The organism is Pseudomonas sp. AMR01, assembly GCF_041946035.1.
GTDB lineage: Bacteria > Pseudomonadota > Gammaproteobacteria > Pseudomonadales > Pseudomonadaceae > Aquipseudomonas > Aquipseudomonas antarctica_B.
Genome location: NZ_JAUTYR010000025.1, coordinates 16,905 through 33,111, shown reverse-complemented (window position 1 = coordinate 33,111; position 16,207 = coordinate 16,905). Strand labels below are relative to the sequence as shown.

The 16,207-nt window shown below is 60.8% G+C and carries 13 protein-coding genes; all 13 read right to left on the bottom strand.

Features of this window, described 5'->3' with window-relative positions:
• Positions 1–3 precede the first annotated feature (3 nt).
• The 13 genes from Q7C20_RS19715 to tssE all read right to left on the bottom strand — a co-directional run bounded on the left by Q7C20_RS19715 (position 4) and on the right by tssE (position 16,193).
• Positions 4–846 carry a serine/threonine-protein kinase gene (locus Q7C20_RS19715; protein WP_375069624.1) on the bottom strand — a complete coding sequence of 281 codons (843 nt, stop codon included), beginning with the start codon at positions 844–846 and terminating at the stop codon, positions 4–6.
• Positions 843–1,565, bottom strand: coding sequence for a PP2C family protein-serine/threonine phosphatase (locus Q7C20_RS19710; protein WP_375069664.1), 723 nt, complete (start codon positions 1,563–1,565; stop codon positions 843–845). The genes Q7C20_RS19715 and Q7C20_RS19710 overlap by 4 nt, the downstream gene beginning before the upstream one ends.
• A gap of 5 nt (positions 1,566–1,570) precedes the next feature.
• On the bottom strand, positions 1,571–4,939 hold the full coding sequence (gene tssM / locus Q7C20_RS19705; protein ID WP_375069622.1) for a type VI secretion system membrane subunit TssM: 3,369 nt from the start codon (positions 4,937–4,939) through the stop codon (positions 1,571–1,573).
• A 16-nt stretch (positions 4,940–4,955) separates the two neighbouring features.
• Complete coding sequence (gene icmH / locus Q7C20_RS19700) at positions 4,956–5,816, bottom strand: type IVB secretion system protein IcmH/DotU (RefSeq protein WP_375069620.1); 861 nt, start codon at positions 5,814–5,816, stop codon at positions 4,956–4,958.
• A 5-nt stretch (positions 5,817–5,821) separates the two neighbouring features.
• A complete protein-coding gene (gene tssK / locus Q7C20_RS19695) occupies positions 5,822–7,150 on the bottom strand; it encodes a type VI secretion system baseplate subunit TssK (RefSeq protein WP_375069618.1) in 1,329 nt (442 codons plus the stop codon).
• Between the two features lies 1 nt (position 7,151).
• Positions 7,152–7,637 carry a type VI secretion system lipoprotein TssJ gene (gene tssJ, locus Q7C20_RS19690; protein ID WP_375069617.1) on the bottom strand — a complete coding sequence of 162 codons (486 nt, stop codon included), beginning with the start codon at positions 7,635–7,637 and terminating at the stop codon, positions 7,152–7,154.
• A gap of 5 nt (positions 7,638–7,642) precedes the next feature.
• Positions 7,643–8,833 carry a type VI secretion system-associated FHA domain protein TagH gene (gene tagH / locus Q7C20_RS19685; RefSeq protein WP_375069615.1) on the bottom strand — a complete coding sequence of 397 codons (1,191 nt, stop codon included), beginning with the start codon at positions 8,831–8,833 and terminating at the stop codon, positions 7,643–7,645.
• Between the two features lie 17 nt (positions 8,834–8,850).
• A complete protein-coding gene (locus tag Q7C20_RS19680; protein ID WP_375069613.1) occupies positions 8,851–8,982 on the bottom strand; it encodes a type VI secretion protein in 132 nt (43 codons plus the stop codon).
• An 84-nt stretch (positions 8,983–9,066) separates the two neighbouring features.
• Entirely contained in the window at positions 9,067–10,599 is a 1,533-nt protein-coding gene (locus Q7C20_RS19675) for a sigma 54-interacting transcriptional regulator (protein WP_375069611.1), read from the bottom strand.
• Entirely contained in the window at positions 10,596–13,031 is a 2,436-nt protein-coding gene (locus Q7C20_RS19670; protein ID WP_375069609.1) for an AAA family ATPase, read from the bottom strand. Before Q7C20_RS19670 ends, Q7C20_RS19675 begins: the two co-directional genes overlap by 4 nt.
• A gap of 12 nt (positions 13,032–13,043) precedes the next feature.
• Positions 13,044–14,051, bottom strand: coding sequence for a type VI secretion system baseplate subunit TssG (tssG, locus tag Q7C20_RS19665; protein WP_375069608.1), 1,008 nt, complete (start codon positions 14,049–14,051; stop codon positions 13,044–13,046).
• On the bottom strand, positions 14,015–15,802 hold the full coding sequence (tssF, locus tag Q7C20_RS19660) for a type VI secretion system baseplate subunit TssF (RefSeq protein ID WP_375069607.1): 1,788 nt from the start codon (positions 15,800–15,802) through the stop codon (positions 14,015–14,017). Before tssF ends, tssG begins: the two co-directional genes overlap by 37 nt.
• On the bottom strand, positions 15,792–16,193 hold the full coding sequence (gene tssE / locus Q7C20_RS19655; protein WP_375069606.1) for a type VI secretion system baseplate subunit TssE: 402 nt from the start codon (positions 16,191–16,193) through the stop codon (positions 15,792–15,794). Before tssE ends, tssF begins: the two co-directional genes overlap by 11 nt.
• Positions 16,194–16,207: the final 14 nt, after the last annotated feature.

Below are 16,207 nucleotides of genomic sequence, written 5' to 3'. Positions count from 1 at the left end.
TTGCTACAGGTTCCAGAAGCGTCGGTTGCGGCCCATCACATGGCGCAACTCGCGGACGCTGATGCATCGCCGCTCAGGGTCAACCGCCAAGGCCGTACGCAACGCAGGCCAGTAACGCCCTGGCAATTGCCGGGGTCGTGCCAGCCTTTCCCACGGTTTTTTCGCATCCAAACGTTGCCCATGGGCCAGTTCATACAACACACAGGCCACGCCATACAGGTCGGCGGCGCCAGTAAGCACGCCACCTTCCAGCAGCTCGGGAGCGGTGTAAGCCGGTGTCCAGGCGTTAAAACGGTTGCGACTCAAACCCGGCAAACCCGCCGTCACCTGCGCCTGCGCCACACTCAGGCCGAAATCGAACAAACGCACACCCTCCTCGCCCAGCATGATGTTGGCCGGTTTGATGTCGCCGTGCAGTACGTTTTGCTGATGGGTGTACACCAACGCGTCCAATAACTGTAAGGCCACTGGCTGCAGTTCTCGCCAGGGCAACCCAGCCGGGCATTCCGGGAGCAGTCGGTCGAGCGTAATGCCGTGCAGCAATTCCATGGTGAAGAAGGCCGCTTCGTGCGTGGCATCGACCTCGAACGAAAACGCGCGCACCACACCTTCATGGCGCAGGCTTCGTGTCACGGAAAACTCGCCGTAGAGCAACAGGTGCGCGTCTGGGCACTGGGAAAACGCCTCGCCCAACAGCTTGATCGCCACGCCCGGGCTTGGCTCGCCAAACTGCTCGTGCAGCAGGTCCCGGGCACGATACACCACGCCCATCCCGCCCCGTCCCAGTTCGCGCTCAAGGTGATAACGCCCGGCAAGCAAGCTGGGCGCAGTGATTGCTGCACTCATGGCTGCACCACCACGGCAGTGAAATCATCCCGAACCGGCCTGCGCGCCACCAGCGCAAATAACCGATCCACCACGTGCTGCGGTGACCCCATGCTCAGCGCCCGGCCCAGGTCACGATGGCTCAGGACCTGATACAGCCCGTCGCTGCACAGCAGGAATACATCGCCCGGCCGGGTGTTGAGCTCCAGCACTTCAAGCTGCAGTGGCGCCCGAGCCCCCACCGCGCGGGTCAACGCCCTGGCATCCGGATGAGCCTGGGCTTGCACCACACTCAGCTGGCGCTCATCCATGAGGCGCTGCAGCACAGAATGGTCCCTCGACAGCTGGTACAGCCGCTGTCCACGCCACAAGTAACAGCGGCTGTCTCCGGCCCACACACAAGCCGCGCGCCCCTGCTCAATCAACAACGCCACGACGGTACTGCCCATGGTGACGTGCGCCTCCGTAGAGCGCTGCGTTGCTGCCGCCCTGAGTCGTTGGCTGACCTCCTGCAAGCATTGGCGTGCCGCGTTGACGCGCTGATCAAGGCTGCCCTCGGCCGGCAAAGTGGCCAGGCTGCTGACCACCCACTGGCTGGCGACGTCTCCATCCTGATGGCCGCCCATGCCGTCCGCCACTGCCCAGCACCCGTGCCGCGGGGCGTCGAGGAATGCGTCCTCGTTACGCGACCTCGCCTGGCCCCGCTGAGTGCGCGCGGCGCTGCGCCAGTGACTGTGCACGTGGCTCACAGTTGCTCCGGCAGCCGAAAAGTGCGCCAGGTGTCGATTTCAAACGGCCCCGTTGAACCTTGAGTGGTGAGCAGGAAATTGGCGCGCAAACCGGCGAGGTCAGCCTTGTATATCTGCGCATTACGGCCACTGGCGGCTTCTTTCTGCAGCAGGTCGAGAAGCCTGAACAATGACCAGGCCCCGGTATTTTTCTCGAGGCCCAGGGGCCGCTGCTGCGAGCCTCTCTCCAGCACAAGGCTGCTGCGACCGTTGTCTGCCTCGATGGGCCACTCAAACACCATGGGCACGATGGGGCCATGGCGATACTCCAGCTGCTTTTCGCCCAGCCGCAGGATCGCCCTGCTGACCGACTGATCGAGGCTGTAGGGCGCCAAAGTGAACCGCACAGAAAACTCGCCTTGCGCCTCGTTGAAGAAGCCACGGCGGATGACCTGGGCTTTCATCAACTGATCCAGCAGCGCGCGCGACACCGGAAGGCTGTTGCCATCCACACCTCGCAACTTGTAACGGCTGCCATCGGCGCTGATGAATGGCCGCAGGTAGCCCTCATAAAAGCGCGCCATGACACCTTGAGGTTTGAAAAACTCCTGAAAATCGTTGAGAGCAACATCGCTGGCGGCGTGGGCATTGAACGGATAACGCTGGCGAATGGCCTTGCTGTAGAGGCCGTAGACCTCACTTTGGTAGCGTTGATTGACGTGCGCATACGCCCCTTCCAACAGGTGGCGCCAACTGTCGTCAGCGACCCTGTCAAACCAGCCGGCGAGCGGCGCCGGTAAACGCGCAGCGGCATTTCGCAGGTTGCCGAGCACATCCTGCTGCCCTTCCATTCGCCGTTTGACCCTCTGGAAGACTGCCTGCTCCGGCGAACTTTCGCGGTTCAGCCCCGCCAGTTGCAGGTGCAACTCGTCGAACAGGCGTAACGCCTGGGTCAACTCGACACCCGGGTTGTGCTGCTCATCCAGCAAGCGGTGCAACGGTTCAAAACGCCGTTGCAATGCGCGGCGAGCGGAGTCTGGCAGAGCCGCAGACTGCGCGGCAGCGACGACCGACTGAGCGATCGCGCCAGCCTCACCGGCCTGATCGGCGACGTTGGCCAACATTGCCGGGGCTGGTAGCAAGCGGGTATTTTCACGAAGCGTCAGCAATAGCTGCATCAACGGCGACTGGGCCGACGTCAGGCTCGCAAGCTGCTCGGCGTCCTGCCTGAGGCTGTCAGTCTGCTGCAGGCTGACACGGCCAAGGGCGTCGCTCCAGGCATCGGCATACTCACTGAAATAGCGCTGTTGCAGTTCCACCATCAGCCGGCGCAAGTCCATCACACTCAGGTCGGCGCCCTCCCCGACAACCCAGTTGTCCTGCGCAATACCATTCACCAGCCTGGGGCCCTGCGCCTCGAAGTACTGCCAATACCGTTTGGTATAGAAACCGGGAATCGGTGGTTCAATCGCAGCGAACACCTTGCCGTCGCCAAGACGCAAAGGTTCGAGGTTTCGGGACTGCTCCCGCAACACGCGATACACCGCATCGGCCATCGATTCGCCCCGCAGCTCTTCACGTGCCCTGGCCACCAATTCTTCGTTAATGGGCGCGGTAAATGGTTGTTCCAGCAGCCGCGCCAAGTGCTGATTCAACCGCGTCTGCACCGATGTATCCGCCGAATAACGCACCGACCAGTGATCGGCCATGTGTTGCGCCAGCCACCGGGTATCCCGGCGATCACGCAATTTGATCATCAGGTACGCGCGCAGGTTTTGCAGCAACCGCTCGCGATCCCCCAGGCTTGCGCGCACCTGCTCTTCCAGCACTGCCGTGGTTCGCGCCAGAAATTGCTGTTGCAGTGCTTGCTCGTAGGCTCGCGTCAAGACTGGACGGCTCACTTCGCCTTGGTAGAGGCCCGCACTGTCCACAAACCGGACGTTACCCGGCGCCGGGAATACCTGCGTCGCCGCCAGCCGCGCATCCAGCCACGTCAGGAGTGCCAGGGTTTCGTCGCCTCCGTGCGCAGCGGGCGAAGGTTGTGGTGCCAGCGCTGCCAACTGCGCCAAGCGTTGCAGGTTGACTCCGTAACTGTGCGTCCATAGCCATCCGGCACCGCCGACGACCAGTGCCACTGCCATTACCAACATGCCCTGACGCCGATTAATGCGGCGCTGCTCCTGAGTCTGCAGGCCAGCCAAATGCGCGCCGGCAAATATCACCAGGCTGAACAGCCCCTGGACAAAGCGGCTGCGCCTCTCCCCCGCGCAGGTCAAATAGAACCCGCGCAAACCATTGATACGCTGATAACGATGCGCAGAAAAAGCTGACTCTACGTACTGGCACAAACGTTCACCGACCTGCGCCGCCTGTTGCGCGAACTCAAGCATCTGGCCACGCCGTTCAACGCTGCGTTCCTGGTGCAACCGGCTGATCAGTTGGGCACTCAAGCGTTGCAGTAGTGCCTCGAACGCCTCGCGGACCTGACCCACGTCGATGCCCGTGCTACCCGCTTCAAGGCGCTGGCCCAGCACGCTATCGGCATCCTCTGTGGGCGATGCATCGAAGAACTCGCAAAAACCCGGCAGCCGATCAGCCTGGGTCAGCACCAGATAAATGGGCACATCCATTCGCAACGTCTGCTGAATATCCTGCAGGCGCGAATGCACATGGCGTGCGTGGTGATCCAGATCGTGTTCATTGCTGCTCAACAGCGTATCCACCGACAGTGCCACTACCACCCCGTTGAGTGGGCGTGTCCGGCGCCGCAACCTGAGCAGGTTCAACAGTGTTTTCCAGCCCTCGGCGTCAACCCTGCTGTCAGGTTGCGTCAGGTAGCGCCCGGGGGTATCGATCAGTACGCCTTCGTCGGCGAAATACCACTCACAGTGAGCGGTGTCGCCCTGTTGGCTCGCCTCGACGCGGTCAAGCGGTAACGCCAATCCGGCTGCCGCCAACAGCTGGGTCTTGCCACTGCCTTGTTCACCGATCAATACGTACCAGGGCAAGTCGTTACGCCAACGGGCAGTATGCGCTGCATAACGCTGGGCAGTTTTCAGCACGTCGACTGCCTCCTTGAAGCGGCCACGGACCTGCTTCTGCTCATCCTCAACCCAACCCAATTGCTGATCGCGCACGCTGTTCTCGGGCCTTTCAAGGCCTGCGGTGCGACGCCCACCAACAAGTGCCATCGCCAATCCCCACAGCAATAACAGTGCGCTGATCGTCACCAGGCGAGCAGTCGCGCCCTGCCAGAACCGGTAGTCATCCACCGCCAGCAGCGGCCCGATGCACCACACCAGAACCGCGCAGGTCAGCACCAGCAATAAGCTCCAGACCCAAATTGTGCCCAGCACGGTGCGCGCGTTCTTGAAGAATGCGTTCATTGATTGCTCCCAGCGTTTACAAGGGCGTCTGAGTCAGTTCCGACGCCGAAAATTGAAGGGCTTGCAGCGTATTTTCACGCGCTTCTCCCAGCGTCCAGGCAAACCCTGCGTACATCCCCACCACACAGGCCAGGACGAATACCGTGGCCCAAGGCGCCGAAATCATGGGGTATCGCGTGCGGCGTAACGGCCCGGCGCCGGCTGTTAATAAAGGCTCCGGTGGCGGGTCACCGCGCACTTGCCTGATCTGCCGATGCAAGGCATCGCGAATGGCCTCAAGTTGTGACACGCCTCGCTCCATGACCCGGTATTTACCCTCGAATCCAATCGACAGGCACAGGTACATCAGCTCCAGCATGGCCAAATGCTTGACCGGGTCGCGAGACAGCCGCTCCAGCAGCTGAAACACCTTCTCTCCCCCGAAGGTTTCATTGTGAAACCGGCTCAGCAGGCTCATCTTCGACCAGTCACTGCGATTGCCCCACGCCGTGGTGACCACGGCTTCATCAATGACACTGCACAACACATAGCGCGCAGAGATGACTTGGCTGTTCTCAACGCCCCGCTGCAAGGCGCGGCTTTCAAATGCAGTAACGGCCGCTGCCAACCGGTCATTCACCGTCGCGATGCTTTCGCGACCGGAACAGCCCTTAAGCTGGACCACCTGGGACAATACGCCCGACGCCGCGACCACCAAAGGATTGGGCCCCATCTCAAAACCCGTTACCTCGTGCACGCGGGCGGCGTAGATCATCCGGTCTTCGAGTTGCTCAATACGTGGTGGCGAAGGGAAATCCGTGACGGGCGACTGCGTCGGTCCACGGCCTTCATGGTCGAGCAGAATGGTTTTCTCATCCTGCGGGTATTCACTGTCCATAGCGTTCAATTCCTGATGGCCCAGAAGTTAAGTTCAAGTGCCGCAAATTCCCCACTGACGTGGAAGGCGAAACCACCCGACTGCTCCAGCTGCGTAATGTCGCGAGCACTCAGGTCGAGCATGAAATAGGTTTTGCCGGCATGAAATGGAATCTGTCGCGGCGCCACAGGCAGTGGCTTGACCTTGATACCCGCCAAATGCAGGTTGACCAATTCCCGAATGCGCTCCACCGGCCCGACTTTCAAATGCGCCGGCAGGCGTTGACGCAGCGCCTCCGAATCGCATTGCGCAGTGGCTGCCAGAATGAACGTCGCGCTGCCCAGCAACTTCAAATCGCTCACCGGGCACACCAGCACGCCATACTGGCGCTGCTGCAGGGTCAACTCGATGGCGTGTTGCTCCAGCACCATCGACAACACAGCCCGGACGCCTTCCATCAGCCCACGAAAACTCTCACCCTGGTCGCCATGCCGGTAATACACCTCCAGGTGCGCGCGCTTGCTGTCGTTGGCAAAGGTTGATAACTCACCGAACAACGCCAATAGCGCTCGGAACAGGGTTTGCGGGCGAACCTGGGTCTGGCTCAGGTAATGACGCAGCTCCAGCTCGGTACGGTTGATCAGCTGCAACATCAGGAAATCGCCGATTTGCGTGCCGACCGCCGTGCCCTCTCCCCGGATACCTGCCGCAATCGCATCGCCTCGGCTGGCAAGCAGGCTGATCACCTCCTTGAGGCATGACGACACATAACCGCTGCCCTGAAGAAAGATGAAACTGGGGATGAAATCCGCGTCCAGGCTCACGCCACCCTCACGGGTCGAGTCGATTACCTGGGCAACTTTGAGTTTGACGAAACCCTGCTCGCTTTGCTGCTCGCCCAACACCAGACGCAGGTCAGGCCGTGCACAACTGATGTGGCATCGGGAGTCGGCCCCGGCGTTGGAATCACCCACCTCTACATCACAGGCAAGATAGCGTGCCAGCACCTCGGTTTGCTGTGGACGACGAACCTCAATCTGGTTACCCGTGGCCAGCGGCAACGCCAGGTAAATCGCTTGTTTCCCCGAGTTCGCAGGGACTTGCAAAACCAGCGGTTCCATTGCTGCACTCAGCTCGAACAGGCTGCCATCCGGCAGCACGCCACTGGCCTGATTGACCACGACCTTGCCGAAATTAAGATGCTCCAAATCGACTTCCAGGGTTAGAAACCCCCACGCATCATCGCCCAGCAAGCGAGTTCGGTTGAGTTGCTGGTGCCAATAGCGGTCGTTGTGCTGCAAATGCTGGGGCCGCAGAAGCATGCCTTCTTGCCAGATGACTTTGTGAACGTGCATATCACTCAGCCTCCCCGTCAGAACCGCTCGAGGCCGCACGAATACCGGCCTGGTCCAGCACCAGATCGGCGCGGGTCAGTTGCTGCGCCGTGACCGGAACCACCCACCGCCATTGAACATGGGGCAGGTCTCGATAGGCGGCGAGAACGCCTATGTAGCGAGTTTCAGGCTCCAGCCTGAGTTTCAGGGTTTGCTGTTCTCCAGGGCGCAGTTCAAGTTCAGCGCCTTTGACCCAGTCCTTGGGCAACGCTTGCTCGGCATGGCTGTAGAGGCTGAAGAAATCAGCATTCTCGAAGGCCACGGCATGTCGCAACTCAAGCAGATTCACCACCACCGGAGAGGGGCGACCGTTGAGGTCTGGGTTGACTTGCTCGCTGGCGGCCAGCGACAGGTCCAGTTTGGTCAGCGTGGAAAAAGGCGACACAGCGCTGCAACCGGCCATCAGGCCAAGGAAGAGCAGTATTGATAAGCGCGCAACACGAAACATAAACATCATCCTGAATAGTCGACGTGCAGGGTTGAGATAAGGCGTGCCTGCTCTTCGTAGGCCTTGGCGAAGTCGCCACCGGACAGCTGATCACTGCCCTGTTGATCCGCGATCAGGCGCTGGTAGTGACGCCGGTACGCGCGCCAGTGCCCGCCGTCGGTGGAAAATCGGGGCCGTTTGCCCTGAGAGTCGAAGCACATCAGCAAATGACCCGGTGAGAAGGTGCTGCGTGCAGTGCGCAACGCGCTGCGACAGGCAGCCAGCAATGCCACCTGATGCACCTGAAGCTCCCGATGAACCTGTATCAAGGACCGCTCGGCAGAGAGTTGGCCCAACTCACCCGGCCCCAGCATTGCCGTCAACGCCGCGTGCGTATCAGGGCAATCCTTCAAGGGGTTCCGGCTCTCGAGCAGGCTTTCGTCACGCCGCAGACTGAGTTCACTTTTAAGCTCGTCACAGGTGCGCACGCTTTGCTGCAAGCCCTCGACACCGAGGCGAAGCAGGCGCGCCACCTTGATCGCCAGGACCTCGCGACCCGATGCTTCGAGGGCTTCCACGCCAATGCCGAGCGCCTCTGCAAACTGTGTCCAAAACGCTTCATCAACCGGCGGTGCTGTGCAGGCGGGTTGAGTCGAGAACGCTTGCGGAGCGGGTTCAGCCCGTCGCGGAACCACCAGATGATCCCTCTCGACTGCGCTGTGGCGCGTCCACGGTTCAGGCTCGGCAACGGCCTCCTCCAACGCCTCCAATTCGTGGGACGAGGTCTCTTGCCGCTGTTCGCGATCAAACGAATCCAGGGGGTCCAGTGCCAGGAAGGCATCATCGGGAATTGATTCGCACGGGCCCACGACGCTCCCGCTGTCAGCCCCAAACGGTGCGATCAGTCGCGCGCGGATCGTTAACGTCCCCATTCGGAACTCGTCGCCGTCACTGATCTCCCGTGCCTGCCCTTTGCGCAGACGTTCAGCACTGCCTGCCACTGCGATACCGTTACTGCTGATATCGGTCAGGAAGTAGCGCCCCTCACGGTACGCGACCAACCCATGGTGGCTGGAGAGCAAGCGACTGGGATCCGCAATCACCCAGTCACAGCCGGCGCCACGGCCAATGACACCGCCCGCACCGTCAAACGTTTTGCGGGCCGAGGGTATGGCACTACCGCCCTCGGCATCGCATGCCTCAAACACAAGTTGCATGGTCTGGCTCTCCTCGTTCACTGGCTACGCGTACCTGCCGGCGGCTCACCCAGAGGGCGGTAGTCGGCGTCATCAAACACGTAGTTGGCGCTGCAGCCACTGAGCAAACACAGCACAAGCACGACGGCTTGCCACGGACGATCAGGCATCAGGTTTCTCCCCACGGAAATAAAGCGGCCACGCGCGATTCGGCGCAGTCGGCGGTAATGAAAGGCAACAATCAAACGCGGCATTCAACATTCGCCCCTGGCGTCGCCAAACGGGATGTTCAAGCGCGCAAGGCGATAGAGCAGCGTGCGACGAGCCACCCCGAGTTCACGCGCCGTTCGGGTGCGATTGCCGCGGTTCTTGTGCAGGCAATCGATCAGAAATACCCGTTCCACCCGCTCCATGCGCTGGCGCAGCGTCACATCGTCGGTGGCGCTTGCAGCTGGGGCGAGAGGCAGTGACAGGTGCGCCGGCAGAATCACGTCGTCGTCACACATCAGCACCGCCCTCTCCACCAGGCACTTAAGCTCGCGCACGTTGCCGGGGAAGGCGTGACTCGACAGTTGATCCAGAGCAGGGTTTGACCAGGCAACCGGCTCCCTGCCAAGCGCTGCGCAGGCCTTGTCTGCGAAATGCCGTGCCAGCTGCAACACGTCGCCGTCCCGCTCACGCAAGGCCGGCAGTTGAATGGGAAATTGTGCGAGCCGGTAGTAGAGGTCTTCGCGGAAACTGCCCTCTGCCACCATCGCCGCCAGATCACGGTGGGTGGCGGCGATAATGCGCACGTCAACCTTATGGGCGGCGCTGGCACCCAAAGGGCGAACCTCACCCTCCTGCAACACCCGCAGCAACTTGGCTTGCAATGACAGCGGCATATCGCCGATTTCGTCCAGCAGCAACGTGCCGCCATCTGCGGCGTCAAACAGCCCCGCGTAATTGCGTTCGGCACCGGTGAACGCACCCTTGCGGTAGCCAAACAGCTCGCTTTCGAGCAGCCCCTCCGGGAACGCGGCACAGTTCTGCACAACAAACGCCTGGGCTCTGCGCGGCCCGGCGGCGTGAATAGCGCGCGCCACCACTTCTTTACCGGTGCCGGTCTCGCCTCGCAGCAGCACGGTGTAAGGGGTCTGCAAGACCTTCCCGATCAAATGACAGGTTTGCTCCATCGCCACACTGTTGCCGATCAAGCCATACGCGCCCGTCATCGGCGCACCACGCAGTGGTGGAGTGTCGCTTGGTGCAGGCTGCCGGCACCGCAACATGAGCAACTGATTCAAGGCAAAACTGCCCAGTTGGCCCAGTGACGCCGCATAGACATGCAACTGCGCCGGACGCCGACTGGCGCAGAGCAGCACCCCCGTAATCACTTTGTGACGGTTGAACAGCGGCACACTGAGCAAAGAGCACCAGGGTGCCCCGCTTGTCGGGAGAAAACCGGTGTCGTAGAAGCTGTTTTTTACATCATCGAGACTGAGAGAACGCCTTTGCTCAATGGCGTAATGCAACACCTGTTCATCATGTAAAGCACGACCTGACGGCAGCGCTTTCGATGCCAGCGTCACCGGCAAGTGCTGGGCGACCAGATAAAGTCGGCCATCTGCCTCGTCACGCCGATACAACTGGCTGAGCTCGCACTGGCTCAGTTGAGCGGCGCCTGCGACGCACACGTCAGGCAGGCTTGTTTCATCACTGTCCCATCCCAGACGCATCAAGCAGTGCAACAGCTCATTCGCATAATCCAACGGGTCGCAAACATCGGTAAACAGACTGTTCGTCATTGGCTGAACTCGCAGGTGGGCTGGCCGTTGTCATCCAGCCCGGCGTGAGCCGAAGACAAGGTTTCGCCCGCAGCCATAGCGCTGAGCAGACGATCTACCATCTGTGGCAGCAAGTGCTGCTCGATCCATTGATCGATGTACCGCGCGCCGCTGTCGCCGTGCGCGCAACGTTCAGTCATGTGCGCAATCAGCTCGGGTGAATAGGTGAACGCCAGCTTGCGCCGATGCAGGCGCTCACCGAGGCCTGCCAGTTTGAGCCTCGCAACGTCGTGCAGCACCTGCCCCGTCAGCGGGTAATACGGCACGACACGCATGCGGGCGAGCAATGCCGGTTTAAAATGAGCGCGCAGAACGGGTTGGATGGCCGCTTGCAATGCCTGGGCATCAGGTCGCTCGCCGTCTGCACACAACTCGCTGATGCTGTCGCTGCCCAGGTTGGAAGTCATCAACAGCAGGGTGTTGCGAAAATCGATTTCGCGGCCCTCACCGTCATTGGCGCGGCCTTTGTCAAACACCTGGTAAAAAAGGTTTAACACCTCGGGATCGGCCTTCTCGACCTCGTCGAGCAATACCACTGAATAGGGCCGTTGACGCACGGCTTCCGTCAGGATCCCGCCCTCGCCATATCCCACGTAGCCTGGTGGCGCACCGATCAATCGGGAAAGGGCATGTTTTTCCTGGTATTCCGACATGTTGATCGTGGTGATAAACCGTTCACCGCCGTACAAAAGATCGGCCAACGCGAGTGCCGTTTCTGTCTTGCCGACACCACTTGGGCCCACCAGCAGGAACACCCCCACTGGCGCATCTGCCTTGTTGAGGCCCGCGGCGACCGCCCGTAAGGCACGATCAAGAACTTGCACGGCCTGTTCCTGGCCCAGGATGCGTTCGCGCAGGGCGGTGGCAAAGCCGAGGATTTTTTCGCTGGGTTCAAGGGCTAGTTGTTCGACGGGGATGCCGGTCCAGGCGCCGATAACCTGCGCTACCAACCGTGGGCACACCTCAAGGTCGCTGGAGGATGGCTCGCGTTCACGCCATGCTTGCTCCAGCGCGTGACGCTCGGGCTCCATCGCTTTCAATCGCAGGCTCAACGCCTGGAGCGCCGGTGCATCCACCGGCAACCCGGCATCCCTGTCGCGACTCAATGCCGTGTGTTGGCGCAGGCTTTCGGCCTGCTCTGCGCACAGCGCCTGCAGCGCCTCAGGTGGCATGGCCTGGCGCGTACGCACCCGTGCGCAAGCGGTGTCCAGCACGTCGACCGCCTTGTCCGGTAACTGACGGCCGGCGAGGTAACGCGCACTCATATGTGCCGCTGCCACCACGGCATCGTCTCGAACATACACGCCATGGTCCGCCTCATAAACCGGCACCAGACCACGCAGGATGGACACCGCGGCCTCGACACTTGGCTCATCGACGAGCACCGGCTGAAAACGTCGCGCCAGCGCCGGGTCTTTTTCGATGTATTGCTTGTACTCAGACCAGGTGGTGGCCGCGATGGTACGCAGTGCGCCGCGAGCCAGGGCAGGCTTGAGCAGGTTGGCTGCATCTGAACCGCCCGTCGTGCCTCCCGCGCCAACCAACGTATGGGCTTCGTCGATAAACAGGATCACCGCCTGGGGCGAGGCATTGACCTCATCGATCAGGCCCTTGAGGCGCCGTTCAAATTCCCCTTTGAGGCTGGCGCCCGCCTGCAACAGGCCCATATCCAGGGTCAGTACACGCACAGCCTTAAGGGGCTCGGGTACCTGCGAGGCGGCGATTTTCAGTGCCAGGCCTTCGACGATTGCGGTTTTCCCCACGCCCGCCTCCCCGACCAGGATCGGGTTGTTCTTGCGCCGCCGCAGGAGGATATCAATCAGTTGCCGGATCTCACTGTCGCGGCACAGCACCGGATCGATCAAGCCTTCGCGGGCCTGTTGCGTCAGGTCATGGGTGAAACGCTGCAACAATGATTCTGTCGCTACGGGTTCAAGTTCAGGTGCCAGGCTCGATACAAAATCACGTACCCGGTCTGCATCCAGGCGCTTCAATATTGCGTGAAACCCAGTGCCTGAGTACTCCAGCGGGTGACGCAACAACGCCAGCAACAGGGCTGCGTGGTCAACAAACGGTTGCCCCAGCTCAACATGAGCAACCATTAGCGCTTGTTGCAACCATTGCACCAACGCTTGGGCGAAGACCGGGTTGCGTGTTGCGCTCTGCTCACTGCGAGGTTGCAGTGCCGCTTGCAACTCGCCCATTTGCACACCAGCGTCCGCCAATGCCTTGACCAACAGCCCATCCGTTTGCTCCAGCAACGTCAGCAGCAAATCTTCCACCAACACTTCACGGCCACCGCGCAGGACGCAGCGCTCAGACGAGCGTTCAAGATCGCGGCGTGCCTGGATCGTCAAGGTGCGTATCAGGTGTTGCAGGTCCACATTAATCATGATCATCGGTCCCTAATGAAAGTTGCCAGCAAGCGTGACCACACCATCGGCGTGCTCGTGTTCCAACCAACTGGTCCAGCCCAGGCGACAGACATTGGCCGCGCCAATGTGCAACGCCCTGATCTCGCCCTCGGCCAACACCAGCCGTACGTCGTACTCCAAAGGGTCCCGGGTGGTTAATCGCACCAGCGAGCACAGCGGCTGATAGCCCGCGCCCGTGGGCAGGAATTCGTGAAGGCGCTGCCAACTCAGTGCCAGGACGTGCACCCTGAACTTGCCGCTACGGTCGGCAACCCGCTGGCCCAACACCAGGTACTGGCCAAGTTCGCTGTTGGCGCGGCCCAGATCATTGCGTTGCCAGGAGGCGACCTCCACCGTGCGCTCAACCCATTGCTCGATGAACAACAAGGGATGCTTGAAGTAATACCGCAGCACGGTCTCGATCAACGCGGCCGAATGAGCCCTCAAGCTCAGCAGTCCCAAGTAGGGCAACAAGCGTTTGCAGTCCAGTTGCACGGCGCCACGTATCGCGGTGCCACCCAGGCCGATCAGCGCAAACATCTGCTCTGAAAACGCATCACGGGCGCCAGTTTGAAAGCGGGCGCGGTAGCGGTATTTGCGCCAGATCGGCAACATCAGCCGTTGCAGGCGGTGATGAAACACGTCGAGAAAATCACGGGTCGGATTGCCGCCTGGGTGCTCGGCAAATGCCTGTTCACCGTAAAACGCCGGCAGTGGCGATCCGGCCCCGAACAACCCCAGAATATTGAGCCGAAGACGCGCCCGCATTTGCCCACGCTCCACAAAAAACTCCACACGATCAATATCGTGCGCAGCAAACCCCAGCCCTGGATTGGCCTGAAACTCCAGCTGGTCATACAACGCGTCTTCATCCATCAGCGGGTGGGCCTCGCGCAATCGCTCCATCACCTGCAGTACGGCCTGAAACAGCGTGTGCTCGCGAATAACTCGACACAACGGGTTCAAAGCAGGGGCTGTTGGCCCATCCGTGATGGCCATAGGTACACGTCTCCTTGTGTGCTGATGACTCGCAACTCGTGGTACGAATTGAGGCTGGCGTAGAGCGCGAAAAACTCATTGAGGACGCACGCAAACACAAACATGTCGCCCTGACCGAGAAACCCCTGCGGGTCGACGGTCAGGTCCACCCGTACACCGCGGATCGGCAACCCACGGTGCAGCCTGTCAACCGCCTGATGGCTGATTGAGCGCAAGGCATTGAGCCGGGTCTCGCTGATTTTTTGCGCCTGTCGATCGTGATAGCGAGGCAGGTCATAAGTGTCGAGGATCACTTTCAGCGCGTTGATGTCGGTCAACGACAAATAGTTGAGCGACATGTTGCTGATGAGCTTCCACAGAAAATCCTGATCCAGCGGCGGCGCAAAGCTCGCGGTAGGCACAGTGATATTGCGAAAGGTCAGTGACTCCGGCGCCTGCTCGCAGGGCTGGTCGATCTCGCCGGCTTTCAAGTGCCTGGGCAGGTCGCCATTGGTACAGGTCAGTTCAATCGACAGGGTTTCCTGACCTGTGCCCTTGTGGCCGCCAAACCCCATCCAGGTATCGAGGCCACCGTGTTGCAACGATGAGCGCTGGCGAATGCTGTAGCTGGGGGGCGCCGTTGACGGGTTGATATCGCAATCATGTTCAAAGGATTCAAACGCAACGTACGCTTGATAACCCAAGCCTCCCGGGCGCCAGCCGGTGACGCTGTCCACGGAAAATACTCCCGCATTCCCCGGCGTATATTCCCCCGGCACCAGCAGGTACTCGTCCCTCTTCCCATCCAGGCGAATGGGCACTGCGTCATGCTTGAACAGATTGACGATGGGTGTGCAATACAACTTCACATTGTCCAGCGTCGGGCGTTGGGCCTTGTAACTCTCGGCCCGGAGTTCGAAGCGCAGCACCATGCCATGCACCTGCTGGAGCAGCTCATGGGGCAGTGTGTGCAACACATTCAGCCCCTCGACATCGACAAACAGGTATTTGTCGGGAAAGGCGAAGTACTCCTGCAGATGGCGATACCCACGGAACGTATTCTGCGGATAGGGGATCAGTGCCTGCTCCTCCGAAAACCCCACCGCCCGGACCTGACCTGCCTGCAGGCGCACGCTCACGGGTTCCCCGTCGGCGCCTAGGACCGGCAAGCCATCACGGCCCAGCATCAGCAAGCGGATGCCGTCCAGATGACGCAGCAGGCTGAGGTACAAACCCTGGCTGACGTAGCGGTCACCGGCCAGATGCAATCGCAAGGCGTCAAACGCCAGATCGGCAAAACTGCCTTCGGCACTCAGGCTCAGGCGCAGGTCAAGCCATGCTCCTTCGCCCTGGCTTATATAATCCAGGCCACTGAGTTGCAGCGGCATAACGTCGGTGGCGTAACAGGTCCGAAAGCGACACCGTTCACCTTCAACCGCTGCACTTTCCACGGCGGTATCCCGGGCGACGCGAACCGTCGGCCCTGCGGTTTTCAAGGGATCAAATTGCAGAATGCTGAAAGCCGGTAGCGGCCGCATGTAGTTGGGCCAAAGCAAATGCATCAAGGAATGCGTCAACTCGGGCAACTCGTCGTCCAGTTTTTGGCGCAAGCGACCGGTCAGAAACGCAAACCCCTCCAGCAATCGCTCGACATCCGGGTCCTGCCCCGTTTGTGCGAGAAAGGGTGCCAACGCGGGGTTGCGCTCGGCGAAGCGCCGACCGAGTTGGCGCAGCGCACTGAGTTCGCTCTGGAAGTAGCGATTAAAGCTCATCCGTACGCACCTCTACTCGCCCGGCATCCAACAAGTGCGCATGAAACACAACAGGCTGAGTAACACCGTCAACAATCAGCGCGGCTTCGATCGCAAAGGCCAGCGCCAAAGGTTCACCCACGCGCGGCGAAACGCTGACGCGCACATTCGCCAACCGCGGCTCGTAGGCCTGGATGAAACGTTCGATCAATACGCGCGATTGGGTCAGGCACTCATGCAGGCTCAGGCGCATGTCATTGAGGTCCGGCAAACCGTAGTCAGGCAGCGTCAGGACGCTGCCAGCGCGGGTACTGAGCATTTTCCCCAGGTGCGCGGCGACGGACGCCACGCTCCCGGCCTGGGTTGGCGCATCGCGATCAAGCCGTTCAAACAGGCTGTTTTTGAGGTGCATCCCTTGGCCTCTGC

Coding starts and splice junctions, on each gene's coding strand:
- Q7C20_RS19675 (WP_375069611.1), bottom strand. CDS start 10,599: ATGACGAACAGTCTGTTTACCGATGTTTGCGACCCGTTGGATTATGCG.
- tssE (WP_375069606.1), bottom strand. CDS start 16,193: ATGCACCTCAAAAACAGCCTGTTTGAACGGCTTGATCGCGATGCGCCA.
- Q7C20_RS19715 (WP_375069624.1), bottom strand. CDS start 846: ATGAGTGCAGCAATCACTGCGCCCAGCTTGCTTGCCGGGCGTTATCAC.
- tssG (WP_375069608.1), bottom strand. CDS start 14,051: ATGGCCATCACGGATGGGCCAACAGCCCCTGCTTTGAACCCGTTGTGT.
- icmH (WP_375069620.1), bottom strand. CDS start 5,816: ATGGACAGTGAATACCCGCAGGATGAGAAAACCATTCTGCTCGACCAT.
- Q7C20_RS19670 (WP_375069609.1), bottom strand. CDS start 13,031: ATGATTAATGTGGACCTGCAACACCTGATACGCACCTTGACGATCCAG.
- tssK (WP_375069618.1), bottom strand. CDS start 7,150: ATGCACGTTCACAAAGTCATCTGGCAAGAAGGCATGCTTCTGCGGCCC.
- Q7C20_RS19680 (WP_375069613.1), bottom strand. CDS start 8,982: ATGCCTGATCGTCCGTGGCAAGCCGTCGTGCTTGTGCTGTGTTTGCTC.
- tssJ (WP_375069617.1), bottom strand. CDS start 7,637: ATGTTTCGTGTTGCGCGCTTATCAATACTGCTCTTCCTTGGCCTGATG.
- tagH (WP_375069615.1), bottom strand. CDS start 8,833: ATGCAACTTGTGTTTGAGGCATGCGATGCCGAGGGCGGTAGTGCCATA.
- tssF (WP_375069607.1), bottom strand. CDS start 15,802: ATGAGCTTTAATCGCTACTTCCAGAGCGAACTCAGTGCGCTGCGCCAA.
- tssM (WP_375069622.1), bottom strand. CDS start 4,939: ATGAACGCATTCTTCAAGAACGCGCGCACCGTGCTGGGCACAATTTGG.